This is a genomic window from Solirubrobacter deserti (assembly GCF_027587175.1).
Lineage (GTDB): Bacteria > Actinomycetota > Thermoleophilia > Solirubrobacterales > Solirubrobacteraceae > Solirubrobacter > Solirubrobacter deserti.
This window is the reverse complement of the sequence record NZ_JAPCID010000002.1, coordinates 148,896-166,711: the sequence shown is the minus strand read 5'-3', so window position 1 is coordinate 166,711 and position 17,816 is coordinate 148,896. Positions and strand designations below refer to the sequence as shown.

At 73.0% G+C, this 17,816-nt stretch carries 17 protein-coding genes; 9 read left to right on the top strand and 8 right to left on the bottom strand.

The window, feature by feature from the left end; translation table 11 throughout:
• Positions 1-100: 100 nt before the first annotated feature.
• From OJ962_RS01975 to OJ962_RS01960, 4 genes are all read right to left on the bottom strand, one after another.
• The gene (locus tag OJ962_RS01975; protein ID WP_202953182.1) at positions 101-472 is read right to left on the bottom strand and encodes a hypothetical protein; all 372 of its coding nucleotides are present in this window, start codon (positions 470-472) and stop codon (positions 101-103) included.
• A gap of 223 nt (positions 473-695) precedes the next feature.
• Positions 696-1,400 (bottom strand): GAF and ANTAR domain-containing protein, encoded by a 705-nt coding sequence (locus OJ962_RS01970; protein ID WP_202953181.1) that lies wholly within the window; start codon positions 1,398-1,400, stop codon positions 696-698.
• Positions 1,401-1,420: 20 nt separating this feature from the next.
• Complete coding sequence (locus OJ962_RS01965) at positions 1,421-2,191, bottom strand: cyclic nucleotide-binding domain-containing protein (RefSeq protein ID WP_202953180.1); 771 nt, start codon at positions 2,189-2,191, stop codon at positions 1,421-1,423.
• 67 nt (positions 2,192-2,258) lie between these two features.
• Positions 2,259-2,510: a universal stress protein gene (locus OJ962_RS01960; RefSeq protein ID WP_202953179.1), complete on the bottom strand. Its 252-nt coding sequence runs from the start codon at positions 2,508-2,510 to the stop codon at positions 2,259-2,261.
• A 183-nt stretch (positions 2,511-2,693) separates the two neighbouring features.
• Here OJ962_RS01960 and OJ962_RS01955 point away from each other — a divergent pair, with 183 nt between their 5' ends.
• Together OJ962_RS01955 and OJ962_RS01950 are read left to right on the top strand one after the other, a co-directional pair.
• The gene (locus OJ962_RS01955; protein WP_202953178.1) at positions 2,694-4,172 is read left to right on the top strand and encodes a GAF domain-containing sensor histidine kinase; all 1,479 of its coding nucleotides are present in this window, start codon (positions 2,694-2,696) and stop codon (positions 4,170-4,172) included.
• Between the two features lie 9 nt (positions 4,173-4,181).
• Positions 4,182-4,385, top strand: a complete 204-nt coding sequence (locus OJ962_RS01950; RefSeq protein WP_202953177.1) for a hypothetical protein — start codon at positions 4,182-4,184, stop codon at positions 4,383-4,385.
• Here OJ962_RS01950 and OJ962_RS01945 read toward each other — a convergent pair.
• From OJ962_RS01945 to OJ962_RS01935, 3 genes are read right to left on the bottom strand one after another with little or no spacing between them, the layout of a single operon-like run.
• The gene (locus tag OJ962_RS01945; protein WP_202953176.1) at positions 4,345-5,817 is read right to left on the bottom strand and encodes a hypothetical protein; all 1,473 of its coding nucleotides are present in this window, start codon (positions 5,815-5,817) and stop codon (positions 4,345-4,347) included. The genes OJ962_RS01950 and OJ962_RS01945 overlap by 41 nt on opposite strands.
• Positions 5,814-6,368 (bottom strand): RNA polymerase sigma factor, encoded by a 555-nt coding sequence (locus OJ962_RS01940; RefSeq protein WP_202953175.1) that lies wholly within the window; start codon positions 6,366-6,368, stop codon positions 5,814-5,816. The genes OJ962_RS01945 and OJ962_RS01940 overlap by 4 nt, the downstream gene beginning before the upstream one ends.
• Positions 6,352-7,938, bottom strand: coding sequence for a PAS domain-containing sensor histidine kinase (locus tag OJ962_RS01935; RefSeq protein ID WP_255525753.1), 1,587 nt, complete (start codon positions 7,936-7,938; stop codon positions 6,352-6,354). The genes OJ962_RS01940 and OJ962_RS01935 overlap by 17 nt, the downstream gene beginning before the upstream one ends.
• Before the next feature lie 125 nt (positions 7,939-8,063).
• On the opposite strand from OJ962_RS01935, the gene OJ962_RS01930 reads away from it, so the two are divergent.
• Positions 8,064-8,873 (top strand): neutral zinc metallopeptidase, encoded by an 810-nt coding sequence (locus tag OJ962_RS01930; protein ID WP_202953173.1) that lies wholly within the window; start codon positions 8,064-8,066, stop codon positions 8,871-8,873.
• Between the two features lie 11 nt (positions 8,874-8,884).
• On the opposite strand, the gene OJ962_RS01925 is transcribed toward OJ962_RS01930, so the two are convergent.
• Positions 8,885-9,454, bottom strand: coding sequence for a TetR/AcrR family transcriptional regulator (locus OJ962_RS01925; protein WP_202953172.1), 570 nt, complete (start codon positions 9,452-9,454; stop codon positions 8,885-8,887).
• A gap of 138 nt (positions 9,455-9,592) precedes the next feature.
• On the opposite strand from OJ962_RS01925, the gene OJ962_RS01920 reads away from it, so the two are divergent.
• From OJ962_RS01920 to OJ962_RS01895, 6 genes are read left to right on the top strand one after another with little or no spacing between them, the layout of a single operon-like run.
• Positions 9,593-10,639, top strand: a complete 1,047-nt coding sequence (locus OJ962_RS01920) for a multicopper oxidase domain-containing protein (RefSeq protein WP_202953171.1) — start codon at positions 9,593-9,595, stop codon at positions 10,637-10,639.
• A gap of 8 nt (positions 10,640-10,647) precedes the next feature.
• Positions 10,648-12,216: a right-handed parallel beta-helix repeat-containing protein gene (locus tag OJ962_RS01915; RefSeq protein ID WP_202953170.1), complete on the top strand. Its 1,569-nt coding sequence runs from the start codon at positions 10,648-10,650 to the stop codon at positions 12,214-12,216.
• A gap of 53 nt (positions 12,217-12,269) precedes the next feature.
• A complete protein-coding gene (locus OJ962_RS01910; RefSeq protein ID WP_202953169.1) occupies positions 12,270-14,954 on the top strand; it encodes an ATP-binding protein in 2,685 nt (894 codons plus the stop codon).
• A complete protein-coding gene (locus tag OJ962_RS01905) occupies positions 14,951-15,340 on the top strand; it encodes a response regulator transcription factor (protein WP_202953168.1) in 390 nt (129 codons plus the stop codon). The genes OJ962_RS01910 and OJ962_RS01905 overlap by 4 nt, the downstream gene beginning before the upstream one ends.
• Complete coding sequence (locus OJ962_RS01900; RefSeq protein WP_202953167.1) at positions 15,337-16,383, top strand: HEAT repeat domain-containing protein; 1,047 nt, start codon at positions 15,337-15,339, stop codon at positions 16,381-16,383. Before OJ962_RS01905 ends, OJ962_RS01900 begins: the two co-directional genes overlap by 4 nt.
• Positions 16,380-17,810 (top strand): glycosyltransferase family 2 protein, encoded by a 1,431-nt coding sequence (locus tag OJ962_RS01895; RefSeq protein WP_202953166.1) that lies wholly within the window; start codon positions 16,380-16,382, stop codon positions 17,808-17,810. Before OJ962_RS01900 ends, OJ962_RS01895 begins: the two co-directional genes overlap by 4 nt.
• Positions 17,811-17,816: the final 6 nt, after the last annotated feature.

The following is a 17,816-nucleotide window of genomic DNA, read 5'->3' as shown; positions in this document are numbered from 1 at the left end:
GCCTGGCGCCACCCGGCGACCGGTCATGGGCCACAGCACACTTCCGGTCACCGTGCGGCCCCAGCCGGCGCCGGCGATCGCGCGTACCCCCGGTCGCCGGTCAGCCGTTCGGCACGACGTAGTCGAACGTGACCACGCGCGAGCCCTTGGTGCCGCGCAGGCGATAGGTCTGCGCGGCGTTGGGCCGCAGCTCGCGCCACCGGTAGCCGCCCGCCGTGCGCGGCATCACGAGGTCGCCGTCGCCGCGCAGCGACGCCTCGAACTCCGCCATCCACGCGTGGGCGGCGTGATGGGCGGCCAGACACGAGGCGCCGGTGGCCTTGAGCTTGAAGACGCCGAAGGTCTTCGGCCCGCCGGGCTCGAACGCGTAGCGCAGGTCGGCGGAGGAGCACGAGCGCGGCTTGGCCTCGGCGGCGGCGGGAGCGGCGGCGAGGAGCGACAGGGCGGCGAGAGCGGGGAGGAGGCGGCGCATGGGTCGGGTGAGCCTACGGGCGCGCCGCGGGACCCTGCGATGGGGGTGCCCGTACCGGGGCGGGAGAGGCTCCACGACAAGCCGGCGCGTCCGCGGGCCGCTCGGAAGCGAGTGGGTCAGACTCGTCGGGAAGCCCGTTCGCAGAGGCGGTGACGGGAGGCCGGCGGCACGCGGACGCGCCGTCGTCATCCCCCTCAGGGCTCTTGAGCAAACGCGAGTACGCTCACTGTTCGCCGGGTGACACACTGGCGAGGATGTCGGCCGCGACGTCGGCCGCCCGGCGGCGTGAATCACGCGCGGCGGAGCGCAGCCGCTCGAACGCGGCGAGCTGGTCGAGCCGGTGGCGTTCCATCAGCACGCCGACGGCCCGCTCGATCACGACGCGGTGCTCGAGCGCGTGCTCGAGCTGCTTGACGGTCTTCTCGTTGCGCTGCGCGCGCATGGCCGTCAGCAGCAGGCGCTCGATCAGGGCGGCGTAGGCCAGCAGGCCTTCGACCTCGTGGTCGTCCCAGCGGTGGGGCGAGTCGCAGTAGGCGTCGAGCGAGCCGGCGACAGCGCCGCCGATGTGGAGCGGCACCCCGAGAACCCCGCGCACGCGGGTCGCACTCAGGTCCTCGTGGATCTCGGGCCAGCGCTCGTCGGCCGTGACGTCCTCGGTCTTGACGATGTGGTCGGTGACCAGCGACTGCACGCACGGCCCCGTGCCCGCCCGGACCTGCGCCCGCTCGAGCTCGCGTCCGTGCCCGTCGCTGGAGGCGGCGTAGTGCAGGACCTGGCCGGCGTCGAGGAACATCACGCCGCAGCCCGCGACGTTGAACAGGGCGGCGGCGGAATTGACCGCCTGCTGGATGGCCTCGAGAATGGGGGTCTCACCCTCGAGCTCTTCCAGCTCCCTCAGCGTTCGATGAAGTTCAGCGGCCGTTTCCACGGCCAGCATCCTAGGTGGTTCTAGACGGCGAGCAGTCGGCGGCGCTGCGCGACGCTGTCCGGCGCCGGGCGCGGCACGGTCTCGTCGTCGCGCACGAGCCAGGTGCCGTCGGGCCGGCGGATCAGCCGGCCCGCGCGCTCGAGCGCCGCGGCGGCGGTGGAGACGGACGGGCGCCGAGCGCCGACGAGCTCGCCGAGCATGCGGTGGCTCAGGCACAGCGGGAGCAGGATGCCGTCCCCGGTGACGCGGCCCCAGCGCTCGCAGAAGTGGCGGATGACGGCGACCAGGCGCTCGTCCACGCGTGTGAGCTGCGCAATCGCCTTGACCGTCGCGAGCCGGTGTGCGCGCGCCTCGATGCGCTCCATCAGCATCGCGGCGACCCCGGGGTAGGCGGCGGCGCGGGCCATGAACGAGCTGTCGAGCAGCGCGACCCGGCCGGTGGCGAGGACGTTCCAGCGCACGTCGGCCTCGACGAGCCGGGTCTCGCCGTCCGCCCACGGGCGGATCAGGTCACCGGCGCCCAGCAGTTCGCTGCTCACGTCACCGGCGAGCGCGACCTCGCGCGCGACCACGCCGCTGAGGATCAGCAGGCCCGCGTTGGCGGGGGAGGCGTCGCGCAGGCGGCCGACCTCCCACGGGCCCGTGGTGAGCGGGGCCGAAGTGGTCGTCAGCGATGCGCGAGCTCGCGAGAAGGACTCGGCGTCGAGCAGCATGCCCAGCTCCGGGTCGGCTTCCAGCAGCAGGAGCCGCGGCCGTGATGTGGCGGCGGTGGGTGCGGCGGGTTGAAGCAATTGACCCCTGCGTCAGTTCGTCGGTACGAGGACCGGTTGCGGGGTCAAGGCGAACCGGCAATTCACCCTAGCAACGCCTCCGCGCCCGTGTGAAGGGGCACGTCAACGCTCGAGGCAGTACCAGTACGGGGCAGTGAGCGTGGTGGATCAGCGGACCGCTCGTCCCGCCGGTGAGCACCGCGCGCAGCGGTCCGTAGCCGCGCGAGCCGACCAGCAACAGGTCGAGCTGGTCGCGGTGAGCGGCGAGCGCGGCCCACGGCCGGCCGTCCAGGACGGCGGTCTGCGCGCGGGCGGCGGCGTCCTCGAGCGGGGTCCGCATCGAGACCAGGTTCGAGCAGCCGTGTCATGCGCCGGACGGTGAGCTCACCGGCGGCGGGGTCGTGATCGATCGCGGCGACCACGAGGGGCGGAAACCGTGGTCGGCCGCGGTCCGGGTCCGTGGAAACTACAGCTCGACGAGCTTGTGCTCGAGCGTGTAGATTAACACCGTCTGGCGAGGCTGGTGGACGTCGGGCGGTCGCTCGTGACCGAGCTCGACCCGGAGGCCGTCCTGCAGCGGCTGCTCGAGGTGGCGCGCGAGCTCACGCACGCGCGCTACGCCGCGATCGGCTTGCTGGACGAGCGCCGCGAGCGGCTCGAGCGCTTTCTCACCGCGGGCATCGACCCGGACGTCCACCGCGCGATCGGGGACCTTCCGCGCGGGCGCGGCGTGCTCGGCGTCCTCATCAGCGATCCCCGGCCGCTGCGGTTGCCGGACGTCGGCGCGCACCCGCAGTCCTACGGGTTCCCGCTCGCGCATCCGGAGATGACGACGTTCCTGGGCGTCCCACTGATCATCGACGGCCAGCCGTGGGGCAACCTGTACCTGACGGAGAAGGACGCGGGCGAGTTCACGGCCGAGGAGGATGAGGAGACCGTGGTCGTGCTCGCCGACTGGGCGGCGATCGCGATCCGCAACGCGCGCCTGTACCGCACCGTCCGCGAGCGCCGGGACGAGCTCGAGCGCACGATGCGCGGTTTGGAGACGACGACCGAGATCAGCCGCGCGCTCGGCGGCATGACCGACCTCGACCGGGTCCTGGAGCTCGTGGTCAAGCGCTCGCGCGCGCTGCTGGACGCGCGGGCGGCGGAGATCGCGCTCGGCGAGCATCACGTGCTGGCGGCGCGGGCGGGGGAGGAGACCGACGGCCGCGGCGACCGGATCGACGCGCCGATGATCTTCCGCCATCGCACGGTCGGCACGCTCACCGTGATCGACCGCCTGCACGGCGACCGTCCGTTCAACGAGGAGGACGAGCGTCTGCTGCAGGCGTTCGCGGCCAGCGCCGCGACGGCCGTGGCCACCGCGCAGAACGCGAGCGAGGAGGCGTTGCGGCGCAGCATCGAGGCGTCCGAGGCCGAGCGCACCCGCTGGGCCCGGGAGCTGCACGACGACACGCTCCAGCAGCTCGCCGGCCTGCGCATGTTGCTCTCGGGCGCGCGCCGCAGAGGCGACGCCGCCCGCATCGGGGCCGCGATCGAGGACGCGCTGGAGCAGATCACGACCGCGATCGGCGACCTGCGCTCGTTGATCACCGAGCTGCGACCCGCCGCGCTCGACGAGCTCGGCATCAAGCCCGCGCTGGAGTCGCTGGCGGCGCGCTTCGAGCGCCAGACCGACATCGAGGTCGACCTCGACGTCACCGACACGCGCTTGGATCCCGAGATCGAGTCGACGGTCTACCGGCTCGTGCAGGAGGCGCTGACCAACATCACCAAGCATGCTCGCGCGCAGCGCGTGGCCGTGCAGGTCGAGGCGCGCGGGGGCGAGATCGCGCTGGTGGTGCGCGACGACGGCACGGGCTTCGACCCCCAGCAGCAGTCGAGCGGCTTCGGGCTGATCGGGATGCGTGAGCGGCTCGCGCTCGTCGACGGCGCGCTCGAGCTGCAGACCTCGCCGGGCGCCGGCACCGAGCTGCGCGCGCGGATTCCGCGGCGCTAGCGTTCGCTCATGCCCGCGCTGCTGACCGAGGGCTCGGATGTGACCGTCATGTACCTGGGGGCGACCGAGCCCGGCGTGGTCGAGCGGCTCGAGGACGGCGGGCGGACCGCGCTCGTGGTCACCGAGAGCGGCGACGTGCTGCGCTTCGTGCTGATGGCGAGCGCGGACTACATCACGGCCGATCGCTCCGCCCGCCTGCGACCCGGCGCGTGAAGCGGCCGATCAGCTCCCCGTCCTCGCGCGTGGCGGCGGTGAGCACCACCCGCCCCTCCAGGGTTCCGTGGCAGCGGTTGCCGACGACGCCCTCGAGCTCCACCGTGTCGCCGCGCGCGTAGTTGCGCCGGCTCGGGGTGAACATGACCACGCTGCGGCAGCGCTTGTCGGCGCTGCGCGGGAACCGGCCCTCGAGGCGGTACTCCTGGCCCGCGCCGGTGATCGCCGCGGGCGCGCGGAAGCGCACGGTGAACCACGTGAACCCGCGCTCGCGCCGCGCCGTCACGCGCAGCGGGCGCCGCAGCGAGGCGGCGTCGACCTGCTTGGGCTCCACGTACCCCTTCGGCTCGCAGACCCGCGGCGTTCCGGGCACCGGGCAGCTGGTGCCGTCGCGGTAGTCGATGCGCGTGATCGCCCCGCCCGGGAAGCCCGCCGTGGGCGCGCCGCCCATCATCGTCACCGTCTCGTCGGTCCCTCGGTCGGTCACGTACAGATACGCGCCGTCGGGCGCCAGCGGGACCTGCGCGCTGCCGTCCGTGAACGTGACCTTCGTCGCCTCCGGGCCCAGCAGCCCGAACGCGATCCGCCGCGCATTGGCCGGGTTGCAGCGCGGCTTGTCCCGGTCGCCGTCGAGCGGGCCGCGGCACGCGCGCTCGCGCGTCTCCCCGCTCGCGTAGCTGAGCTTGTCGACGGCCAGGAAGAAGCGGCCGTTGCCGTCGGGCAGCTGGCACGGAGTGTCGGGCGCGCCGCCGACCGTGTTCCGGAGTGGGTGGAAGCGGCCGTCGTCGTTCGCAACCCCGTCCTGGCCCAGCAGCCCGAGCTGCTCGCCGACGACCCGCCCGACCTGCACGCACAGCATCCCGCGCGTGGTCGGAACGAGCCGCATGCCCCACGGCGGGCCACCGTGCGGGTCGGGCACCCGCAGCGCCAGCAGCTGCGCCGCGCCTTCCCGGGCGGTTCCGGAGCCGACGGCGGGATCGCGCTGCACCTGCTTGGGCTGAACGGGCTCGCCGACCGGCGGCAGCTGGAGCACGCCCGTGGCCGCGAGCGCGCCCCCGGTCGCGGCGAGGCCGCCGGCGACGAAGAGCCCGACGAGCGCGGGCCGACGCCGTCGGGGCCGGCGAGCGCGGAGCAGCCCGTCGCGAAGATGGGGGAGGAGGGGCGCACGGGCGGGCGCGGCGAGGTCGTTGCGGCGACCGGGGGCGGCGAGGTCGTTGCGCCCGGGGGCGGCGAGGTCGGTGGGGCGGCCGGGGGCGGCGAGGTCGGTGGGGCGGCCGGGGTCGGTGGGGCGGCCGGGGGCGGCGAGGTCGGTGGGGCGGCCGGGGGCGGCGAGGTCGGCGGGGCCGGAGGGGCGTCCGGCGCCGGTCTGCGCGGTCGCGCGCGCGTCGGCGGCACGGACGAGCGCGTCGCGCAGGTGCGGCAGGATCGTCATCGGGCGCCCTCGCCGAGCATCCGGCGGAGGCGGCCGAGGCCGCGGCTCACGCGCTGGCGGACGACGGCCTCCGAGCAGCGCAGGTCGCTCGCGATGTCCGCGTACTCGCGCTCGTCGAGCACGCGGGCGCGCAGGGCGGCGGCCTGGTCAGGCGGGAGCTCGGCGAGCCAAGCCTCGACGATCGCGTCGCCCTCGGCGGTCACCAGCGCCTCGATCAGCTCGACGTGGGACGGCGCCAGGACCAGCGTCTCGAGGCCGATCCGGCGGCGCGCGGCGGTCTCGACCCGCCCGCGGCGGGCGCTGCCCGAGAGCACGTTGCGGGCGATCCCGAACAGCCACATGCGGGCGGTTCCGCGCTCAGGGTCGAACCGGTCGACGCCGTCCAGCGCGGCCGCGAACGTCTCCGCGGTCAGGTCCGCGGCCAGCTCGGGGCGGCGGGTGACCGCCCCGAAGAAGCCCAGCACCGCGCGTTCGTGGCGCTCGTAGAAGACGCCGAACGCCGCTCGATCACGCCCGCTCTCGGCGAGCAACTGCTCATCGCTGCGATCCATTCACGGGCAACTTGGCCCGGCCGTCCGGATTTGTGACGAGGTGCGCGTCGAGCGTCTCCAGCAGCCGCGCGACCTGGATCGGCTTGGTCAGGTACGCGGCCGCGCCGGCGTCGAGCAGCCGCTTGGTCTGGGACTTGGTCGCATCCGCGCTCAGCACGACCACCGGGATCTGCCGCGTCGCCGGGTCGGCCTTCAGCCGCGCCAGCACCTCATCGCCGTCCAGGTCCGGGAGGTGGATGTCGAGCAGGATCAGGTCCGGCAGGTGCTCGCGGGCGAGCTCGAGCCCGAGCCGGCCCTGCATCGCGGGCAGCAGCGACACGCTCGGCCGCGCCTGCAGGATCGCCTCGATCAGGCGGATGTTCGCCAGCGTGTCCTCGACGTAGAGCACGCGCCGCTCGCCGTCGTACTCGAGGTCGGTGACCAGCGCGCCGCCGTCGGTCGCGTCGGCGATCGTGACCTCGTCCCCGCGCGCGAGCTCGATCCAGAATGTCGACCCCTCGCCGGCCACGCTCTCGACGCCGATCTCGCCCTGCATCGCCTCCACGAGGTTGCGCGAGAGCGCGAGGCCGAGCCCGATGCCGTCGATGCCGGACTCGGCCGCGCCCAGCCGCTCGAACGGGACGAACAGCTTGGCCCGCGCCTCCGGCTCGATCCCGTGGCCGGTGTCGCGCACCTCGATGCGGACGAGCTCCGCGTCGGCGTTGCCCGGCCCGATCGCGATGTGCACCGTGCCGCCGTGGCGGTTGTACTTGATCGCGTTGACCACCAGGTTGATCAGCACCTGCTTGAGCCGCCGGCTGTCGGCGAACGCGTAGCCGTGGCCGCCGGGCGAGGTGACCGGCTCGAGCGTGATGTCGTCACGGCCCGCGAGCGGGCGCAGCAGCTCGAGCACGTCGTGGAGCAGCGGGCCGAGCGCGACCGGCTCCAGCGACAGCGACATCCGGCCGGCCGCGATCCGCGAGATGTCGAGCACGTCGTCGATCAACCGGCTCAGGTGCTGGCTCGCCGAGCGGATCAGCCCGGCCCACTCGCGCTGGCGCGGCTCGAGCTCGGCCAGCGCCAGCAGCTCGCTGAAGCCGCTCACGGCCGTCAGCGGCGTGCGCAGCTCGTGGCTCATGCGCGACAGGAACTCGTCCTTGGCCGTGCTCGCCGCGCGCAGTTGCTCGTTGACGTGCACGAGCTCGCTGACGTCCTCGACGCGGTGGATGATGTACGCGAGCTGCCCCGCCGCGTCGAACACCGGCGAGTTCACGGGGGACCAGTAGCGGGCCTCGAACGAGCCGTCCGGGCTTCGGATGTCGTACTTCTGCGTCGCCATCGTGTGCGGCTTGCCGGTGTCGATGACGCGCCGGAGCGACGCGCCGAGGTTCGCCTCGCCGGTCGCGGCCCCGTCGTCCGGGTTGTCCGGGAACACGTCGAACAGGCCACGCCCCACGATCGCCTCGCGCTCGGTCATCGTCGCGTCCAGGTACGCCCGCGTGACCCCTACGATCGTCAGACCGGGGTCCAGGACGAGCAGCGGGACCGGCGCGTGCTCGAAGAGGGCGCGGAAGTCGGGCTCATGAGACAGAGCGCGCGGAGACTACCGCGCGCGAACCCCTCGCCGGACCCATGCCCGGCGGTTTGTTCGAGCGCGAACGTGGCACCGCCGCGCGCACCGCTCGTGAACGCCCGCGACGTGGGTAGGCTCGCGGCGTGCGACGACTGGTGATGCTGCTGGCGCTGACGCTGTGCCTGGGCGGGTGCGGGTCCGAGGACACCGGCAACCTGCGCGACCGTGTCGATGAGCTCGAGCAGCGGGCGCGCGCGAAGGCGGACGAGCTTCGCTCGCGCTTCGAGCAGATCCTGGACGAGATCGAGCGCGCGATCCCCGAGGCCCGCGAGACGAGCCCGGACGTGCGGCGCGGGGAGGAGGACGTCGAGGCGTTCCTGACGACCATCGTCCAGAACATCCACGCCTACTGGCAGCAGACGCTGCGGGAGAACGGGCTGCCGGAGCCGCGCGTGTTCTACGTCTGGGTCCCGCCGGGGCGCGTGGCGCAGAGCGCGTGCGGGCCGGCCGGCGACGACGCCGCGTTCTACTGCTCGGGCGACGACACGATCTACGTCTCGCAGGCGTTCGCCGGCGCGCTGTGGAACGGCGTGCTGCGCGGGCTGCCCGGCGACGGCCGCGCCGCCGGGGACTTCGGCGTCGCCTACGTGGTCGCGCACGAGTACGGGCACAACCTGCAGCACGAGTTCGGCGTCTTCGATCAGTTCCGGGGGCCGACGGTGCGGCCGCTGGAGCTGCAGGCCGACTGCTTCGCGGGCACCTGGGGCAACTCAGTCTACCGGCAGGGCCTGCTCGAGCCGGGCGACATCGAGGAGGCGATCGGCACCGCGCTCGCCGTCGGCGACTTCGACACCAACAACCAGCAGCACCACGGCACGCCCGACGAACGCCGCGCCGCCTGGCTGCGCGGGTTCGAGAGCGGCCGCCCGTCCGACTGCACGCTCGGCACCTAGCGCCGGGCCGCTCAGGCGAGCAGCGCTTCCAGCTGTCGCCGGACCGCAGCGCGGACCCAGTCCCGGTCGGCGACGCCGGACGCCAGCGCGCTCATCCGCAGCCCGTCGAGGGCCGCGATCACGAGCCGCACGTCGACCGTCGCGGCCTCGCCGAGGACGCGGTCGCCGAGCGCGCGCAGCCCGCGGCCCCACTGGCGGTGCACGGCCAGCGCGCCCTCGGACCCGAGCAGCTCGGCCTGCAGGCGATACAGCGCGACCGTCAACTCGCGCTCCTCACCGAGCTGGGCGAGCAGCCAGTCGGCGAGCTCGTCCGCCCAGGCGGCCACGTCGAACCCGGTCAGCCGGTCGGCGATCGCCGCGATGCTCGCCACCTCGTGCTCGGCCGTCCAGACGAGCGCGGCCTCGAGGATGTCGGCCTTGGTGGCGTAATGCCAGGTGGTCGAGGACAGCGCGACGCCGGCCTCGGCGGCCACGCGCCGGTGTGTGACGGCGGCGACGCCCTCGCGCGCGACGATCCGCACGGTCGCGGCGACGATCGCGTCCCGGACCCGTTGCGACGCCTCGGCACGTGTGGCGGGCATGAGAGCGCCAACAGTACCCGGGAGATCCGCGAAGCGATCTCCAAGCCAAGGTGGCGACGAAGCCGGCCGCGCCCACAAAGCGCCCGGTACGTTCGTACTTGCGGGGCGAGTACGCGCGTACTAGATTGCGCGCGGTCCATGAGCGGATCGGCACAAACCACGCGGCGGTCGTTCTTCGGCCTCGCGGGCGGTGTCGCGCTGCTGTGCACGATCGGCGGCGAGGAGATCGACGTCTCCGCGCCGGGCGGGCTCGAACGCGCCGACGCGGCCGCGGCACGCATCAACAAGCCGCGCGCGCGGGCCGCGCAGGGGCTGCCGCAGCTCCAGCCGCAGCCCGGCGGCATCCGGCGCGAGTACTGGGTCCAGGCCGAGCCGGCGCGCTGGGCGATCACGCCGCGCGGCCAGGACGAGTGGCACGGCCGCGCGACGGGCGGGCGCAACGTCTTCACCGCGTTCGTGTACCGCGGCATGACGCCGGGCTTCGCGGGCCACCTGGTCGACCACCCGACGATCCCGGGTCCGCTGCTGCAGGCGGAGGTCGGCGACGTGCTCGTCGTGCACTTCCGCAACGCGGACACCAAGCAGGGCGTCACGATGCACCCGCACGGCGTCAAGTACAACCCGGAGTACGACGGCGCCTACATGGGCGAGTTCACGCGCGACGGCGGGTTCGTCGCGCCCGGCGAGAGCTTCACCTACCAGTGGGAGTGCACGCCGGACTCCGTCGGCGCCTGGCCGTACCACGACCACGGGCCCAACCACACGCTCAACTCGTTCCGCGGGCTGTTCGGCGCGATCGTCGTGCGCCCGAAGGGCGAGAAGAAGCCCGACCGGGTCTTCAACCTGTTCGCGCACCAGCTGAGCCCGCCGGTCACCCGCCTGGAGCGCAACTTCCACTGCTTCAACGGCCGCGCCTACGCCGGCAACACGCCCACGCTGCGCGCGCGGCCCGGCGAGGACGTCGAGCTCAACGTCTTCGGCCAGGACAACAACTTCCACACGTTCCACATCCACGGCCACCGCTGGAAGGACGCGGCGGGGGCCTTCACCGACAACCCGGGGTTCGGGGCCAACGAGTGCGTCAGAGCGCGCTTCGTGGAGGACAACCCCGGCCGCTGGCTCTACCACTGCCACGTCTTCTCGCATCAGGACGTCGGCATGGCGGGCTGGTACCTCGTCGAATAGGAGCCCAGATGCGCGCCATCGCCATCGCCGTCGCCGCCGTCCTGCTCGCCGCGCCCGCGGCCTACGCGCAGACCTACCCCGAGCCGAAGGAGCCCGGCCCGGTCGCCGCCAAGCCGAGGGGCCCGTTCAAGACCCACACGGTCTGCAAGCAGCAGGGCCGCTGCGACTTCTCCACGATCCAGAAGGCCGTGGACAAGGCGAAGGCCGGGGACACGATCCGCGTGCGCAACGGCACCTATCGGGAGGCCGTGCGCATCCAGGGCACCAAGAAGCGCTATCTGAAACTGATCGGCAACCCGAAGGCGCCGGCGAAGGTGCTGCTCAAGGCCAAGGGCAACATGCAGAACGGCGTCGCGGTCAACGACGCCGACGAGGTGACCGTCGACGGCTTCATGGCCCGCGGCTACAAGGCCAACGGGTTCTTCTTCACGAACCTCAACGGCTACACGATGAACCACCTGATCGCGCGCCAGACGGGCGTCTACGGCCTGTACGCGTTCAACACCATCGGCGGCCAGATCCTCAACTCCGAGGCCTATTACGTCAACGACGGCGCGTTCTACATCGGCCAGACGCCGCCGCAGACCTCACCCGTCCGCACGATGGTGCGCAACGTCAAGGGCTGGGGCAGCCCGCTCGGCTTCAGCGCCACGAACATGCGGTACGTGACGATCACCAAGAGCCAGTTCTTCAACAACGCGCTCGGGATCGCGCCCAACGCGCTCGACAGCGAGAAGTTCCCGCCCGCCGAGGACAACGTGATCATCGACAACGACGTCTTCTGGAACAACTTCAACTTCCACGAGGGCAACCCGCCGTTCCCGCGGCGCGAGTCCGGCGTCCCCGCGCTGGCGCCGGTCGGCACCGGGATCATCCTGCTCGGCGGGCGCGGCAACCGGATCGAGAACAACCGCATCCACGGCAACTACCTGGCGGGCGTCGTCGCGGTCGAGAGCATCCTGCTCCAGGACCCGCCCGAAGCGCGCGTGCTGCGCAACAACGTCATCCAGAACAACCAGTGGGGCCTCAACGGCACCGACCTCAACGGGCGCGACATCGTCTACGACGGCAGCGGGACCAACAACTGCTTCAGCGGCGCCACGTCGATGTTCCCGGCCGACGGGTCCACCTTCGCGGGCTGCGGCGGCACCAACGCGTTCAGCGCCGACGCGCGCAACCAGATGCTGGCGTGGTCGGGCAAGGGCGCGCTGACCGGCTGGGTCAAGCGCCCGCATCCGCCCAAGCCGGGCTATGAGCCGCTCGAGGTGTTCGGCGCCGCGGCGTCGGCCGCGCTGGCCAGGACCAAGACGGTCGACATGGGCGACAACTACTACGCGCCGACGAAGCTCACCGTGGCCCGGAACACGACCGTGGCGTGGCGCTGGCCGGACTTCGAGCAGGCGGGCGACGTGCACGACGTCAAGCTCAAGTCCGGCCCCAAGGGCGTCAAGCCGTTCCAGTCCGAGGCGGCCGCCACCGACTACAGCTTCAAGCGCAAGCTCACGGTCCCGGGCACGTACAAGATCGTGTGCACCCTGCACGAGGAGATGACGATGACGGTGAAGGTGCGAAAGTAGACGCAAGCGGCGCGGTTTTGACCGCGTCGACATCGGCAATCCTGACGGGAACAGTGATCCGCGGACTCACCGCTCGGCTTCTCCTGGCCGGAGGCCTCGCGTTCCTGCTCTGCGCGGGCACGTTCGCCGTGGTCCTGACGCTGGTGCACGACGCGCGCGACGCGTCGAAGAGCCTGCAGGTGGCCAACGCGCGCACGTCGGCGGTCAACCGCGTCCTCAGCCTCGTAATCGACATGGAGACGAGCCTGCGAGGCTACGTCGTCTCGCGCGACGAGCAGTTCCTCGGTCCGTACCGGCGCGCCGTCGCCGCGCTGCCGGCAGCGGAGCGTGCGCTGCTCGCGGCGAGCGCCGGAGACCCGGCGCAGACGGCCGCGGCGCGGGAGCTCGTGGCCGCCGGCGATGCCTACCGCGGCTGGCAGCAGGATCAGCTCGAGCGCGCGCAGCGGGACCCGGATGCGGCGGCGCAGGTGATCGCGACCGGTGCCGGCATGCGCCAGGTCGACCGCATGCGCGGCCTCGTCGGCACGCTCGTGAGCCGCCAGTCGGAGGTCGCGCGCAACGAGCGCGAGGGGCTCGACGGGGCCACCGGGCGCGCGACCACGCTCGCGCTCCTCGGCCTGCTCGGGATCCCGCTGCTGCTCGCCGCCGTCGTCTTCCTCAGCGCGCGGCACGTCTCGCAGCCGCTGCAGCGCCTCGCGCGCGCCGCCGGCCGTGTGCGCGGAGGCGACCTGGACACGCGCGTGCCCGAGGACGGGATGAGCGAGGTGGCCGACGTGGCGCGGTCGTTCAACGCGATGGCCGCGTCGCTCGCGGAGGCCCGGGAGGAGCTCGAGCAGCACAACACCGAGCTCGAGGCCCAGCGCGGCCAGCTCGCCGCGACCGTCGCCGAGCTCGAGCTCGAGAAGGCGCGCATCGAGACCTTCCACGACGTCGTGTCGGCGTTCACCTCCGAGGTCGAGCTCGACCGGCTGGCGCCATTGTTGCTGGCGAAGCTCCGCACCGTCGCCGGGGCGCGCGGCGGGGCGCTGTACGTCGCCGACCCGATCGCGGTCGAGCGCGGGCTGTCGCTGTACGAGACGGCCGCGATCGACCCCGCGAGGTTGCCGCCGTGCTTCACCCCGGAGACCGTCGAGCGCGAGTTCCTGCGCCACCTGCTGCTCCCGCTGGCCACCTCGGGGCGCCCGATCGGCGTCATCACGCTCCTGGACCCGGTCTCGCGCGACCTCGCGACCCTGCAGCGGATGGCCGACGCGGCGGCCGTCGCGCTCTCCAACGCCCTCGCGCTGGAGACCGCGCGCCACCAGGCCGACGTCAACCGAGCCGTGCTGGAGACCGCGCACGACGCGTTCGTGGCCGTGGACGCCGACCGCCGCATCACCGCGTGGACGCCGCAGGCCGCGGCCCTGTTCGGCTACAGCGAGCAGCAGGCCCGCGGGCAGCTGGTCGACGAGCTGCTGCTGCCCGAGCGCTGGCGCGCCGCCTACCGGGCCAAGCACGAAGAGCTGCTGGCGACGCGCACCGACACGCGCCGCTTCGAGCTGCCCGCGGTGCACCGTGACGGTAGCCGGCTGACGATCGAGGTCTCGGTCTCGCCCCTGAAGGTCGGCGACACGTGGCAGGTCAACGGGTTCGTGCGCGACATCGGCGGCCGCGTCGCGCGCGAGCGCGCTCGCGAGGCCCAGCGCGCGGTCGGCGTGGCGCTGGCCGAGGCGGGCGCCGGCGAGAGCGTCGTCCCGCGCATCCTCGAGGCGCTCGGCCGCGCGCTGCACTGGCCCGTGGCCGTGCACTGGGTGCCCGACCCGCTCGCCGGCGAGCAGCGGCGCGCGGCCGAGTGGCGCGACCCCGACTACGGCGGCGAGCCGCTGTCGACGTCGGTGTCGATGCCGATCACGGACGGGCCCGGCGGCTTCGGCTCGTTCGAGTTCTGGCAGCGCCGCCGCGTCCCGCTCGACCAGGAGCTCACGGACGCGCTCGAGTCGATCTCCAAGCTCGTCGCCGAGGTGCTCGAGCGCCGGCGCGCCGAGACCGAAACCGAGCGGCTCAAGAACGAGTTCTTCGCGCTCGTCTCGCACGAGCTGCGCACGCCGTTGACGTCGATCCTCGGGTACCTGGAGCTGATCCTCGAGGAGGAGGCCGGCGAGGTCCCGCAGGAGCAGCTGAAGTTCCTGCATGTGATCGAGCGCAACGCGCGGCGGCTGCTGCGGCTGGTCGGCGACCTGCTGTTCGTCGCCCAGGTCGAGGCGGGCACGCTCAACCTGGACCGGCACGAGGTGGACCTGGAAGCCGTCGTGCTGGAGGCCGTCGAGGCCGGGCGCCCGCGCGCCGACCAGGCCGGCGTGACGTTGACGGCGCACACCGAGCCGGTGCCCGCGTTGGACGGCGACCGCGACCGGCTCTTCCAGGTGGTCGACAACCTGATCGCGAACGCGGTCAAGTTCACGCCGGCGGGCGGCAGCGTCAGCGTGCGCGCCGGCCGCCGCCACGGCTCCGCGTTCATCGCGGTCACCGACACCGGCGTCGGGATCGCCTCCGACGAGCAGCACCGCCTGTTCGAGCGCTTCTACCGCACCAAGGCCGCGACCGAGGCGTCCGTGCAGGGCATCGGGCTCGGCCTGTCGATCGTCCGGGCGATTGCCCAGGGCCACGGCGGGGAAGTCGCCTGCGAGAGCGAAGAGGGTGTTGGTACGACTTTCACTGTGGAGCTCCCCATTCCCATCCACGAGGTGACGGCAAGATGAGCGATGGTCCGCGCACGGTGCTGGTGGCCGACGACGACGAGGACATCCTCCAGCTCGTCTCGTTCCGCCTCGAGCGCGCCGGCTACACGGTCGTGACGGCGTCCGACGGTCAACAGGCGTTGGCCGCCGCGCGCGAACACAAGCCCGACCTGGCCGTGCTCGACGTGATGATGCCGGGGCTGAACGGCTACGAGGTCACGCGCCAGCTGCGCGACGACGAGGCGACGGCCGCGATCCCCGTGATCCTGCTGACCGCGCGCGTCCAGGAGGCGGACGTGAGCCGCGGCTTCGAGGCCGGCGCCGACGACTACCTGCGCAAGCCGTTCAGCCCGCAGGAGCTGCGTTCCCGCGTCCAGGCGATCCTGGCCAGGCGCAGCGTCAGGTGATCGACGCCCTCCAGCTGCTCGGCGGTGCGCTGTCCGTGCTCGCCGTCGCGACCATGGTCGTGCTCGTGGCCCGGCGCGTCGCGCTCAGCCGGACCGAGCGCCGGCGCGCCGCGCTCGAGCACGAGCTGACGCCGCTCGCGCTCGAGCTCGTCGACGGTGAGGAGCCGGAGCTCGGGCGCTTGTCGGCGGCGCAGGAACGCGCGCTGGCGGCGATCCTCGGCCGCTACGCCCGCAAGCTGCGCGGCGAGCCGCGAGACCGGATCGCGGCCTTCTTCGAGGAGCGCGGCGCGGTGCGGCGCGAGCTGGGCCAGCTGCGGTCCCGGCGGTCGGCCAAACGCGCCACGGCGGCGTTCGCGCTCGGCGACATGGGCGCCCTCAGCACCGTGGACGCGCTCATCGGCGCGCTCGACGACCGCGCGCGCGACGTGCGCTCAGCGGCCGCGCGCAGCCTCGGCATGCTCGAGGCGGAGGCGGCCGTCCCGCGGCTCGTGGAGTCGCTGGCCGGCAGCGAGGTGCCGCGCGCGATCGCGGGCGGCGCGCTGCTCGCGATGGGCTCCAAGGCCGCACCGGGCCTGCGCTCGCTGCTGGACGCGCCGGACCCCGGCGTGCGCGCGAACGCGATCGAGCTGCTCGGCTTCACCGGCGACGCGACCGACGCCGACGCGCTCGACAAGGCCCTGCGCGAGGACCACGCGATCGCCGCGAGCTCCTGGGGCGAGCACGCCGAGGTGCGGGCGGCGGCGGCGCGGGCGCTGGGGCGGATCGGGACGCGGCGCGCCGCAGCCGGGCTGCGCGGCGCGCTCAACGACCCGGCGCCGTTCGTGCGTACCGCGGCAGCGCACGCGCTGGGGCGGATCGGGGATCGTGACGCCTTCGACGCACTGGTCCGGCAGGCCTCTGACGACATGTACGACCCCGCTCAAGCCGCCGCGCAGGCGCTGGCCGCGATCGATCCGATGAAGGCCATGCGGCTCGGGGGCGTCGAGGGCGCGAGCGCGCACCTCGCCGAGGCCGCCGCGCTGGCCGAGCTGGAGCCCGCGTGATCCGCGATGTCATCGAGGCGTTCGGCGTCGTCGTCATCGCCTACTTCGCCGTCCTGAACCTGCTCTACATCGCATTCACCGCGCTCGCCTGGCGGTCGATCACGCGCTATCTGCACTCGCTCGAGTACGCGGCGATCGACGAGGCGCTCGCTTCGCCGCTGACGCCGCCGATCTCCATCCTGCTGCCGGGCTACAACGAGGAGGCCGGGATCGTCCAGAGCGTGCACGCGCTGCTGCAGCTGCGCTTCCCGGAGTTCGAGGTGATCGCGATCAACGACGGCTCCAAGGACTCCACGCTGCAGCAGCTGCACGACGCGTTCGACCTGGTGGAGGCGCCGCGGGCGCTGCGCGGGACGGTCGCGCACGCGCCGATCCGCGGCACCTACCGCTCACCGCGGCATCCGGAGCTGCTGGTCGTGGACAAGGAGAACGGCGGCAAGGCGGACGCGCTCAACGCGGGCGTGGACGCGGCGCGCTACCCGTACGTGTGCGCGGTCGACGCCGACGCGATCATCGAGCCGGAGGCGCTGCTGCGTGTCGCCAAGCCACTGCTCGACGACCCCGACCTGGTCGTGGCCACGGGCGGGATCGTCCGGATCGCGAACGGCTGCACCGTCGAGGACGGGCGCGTGACCGAGGTCCGGCTCCCGAAGAACCGCCTGGCGACGCTGCAGGTGGTCGAGTACTTCCGCGCGTTCCTGGTCGGGCGCGTGGGGTGGAGCCAGCTGCACGCGCTGCTGATCATCTCGGGCGCGTTCGGGCTGTTCCGGCGCTCGACGGTCGAGGCCGTCGGCGGCTGGGACCACACGACCGTCGGCGAGGACATGGAGCTGGTGGTGCGCATGCACCGGCACATGCGGGAGTCGGGCCAGGAGTACCGCGTGCAGTTCGTCCCGGACCCGGTGTGCTGGACGGAGGCGCCGGAGACGCTGAAGGTCCTGTCGCGGCAGCGCCGGCGCTGGCAGCGCGGGCTGTTCGAGACGCTGTGGCGGCACAAGCGGATGACGCTGAACCCGCGCTACGGCGCGCTCGGGATGCTCGCGATGCCGTACTTCATCGTGTTCGAGCTGCTCGGCCCGCCGATCGCGCTGCTCGGCTACCTGGTGCTGCCGATCTCGTGGGCGCTCGGCCTGCTGTCCTGGCCGTTCGTGCTCGCCTTCTTCGTGTTCGCGGTGATGCTCGGCCAGCTGCTCTCGATCAGCGCGCTCGCGCTGGAGGAGTTCTCGTTCCGCCGCCACCCGCGCGGGCGGGAGATCCTGCGCATGTCCGCGTACGCCGCGATCGAGAACCTGGGCTACCGGCAGCTCACGGATCTCTGGCGCGGCGTCGCGTTCTGGGATCTCATCCGGGGCAAGAAGTCCTGGGGCGACATGCAGCGGCGCGGCTTCCAGACCGCGCCGAGCGATCAGTTGTCGAACAGCAGCTGAGGGCGT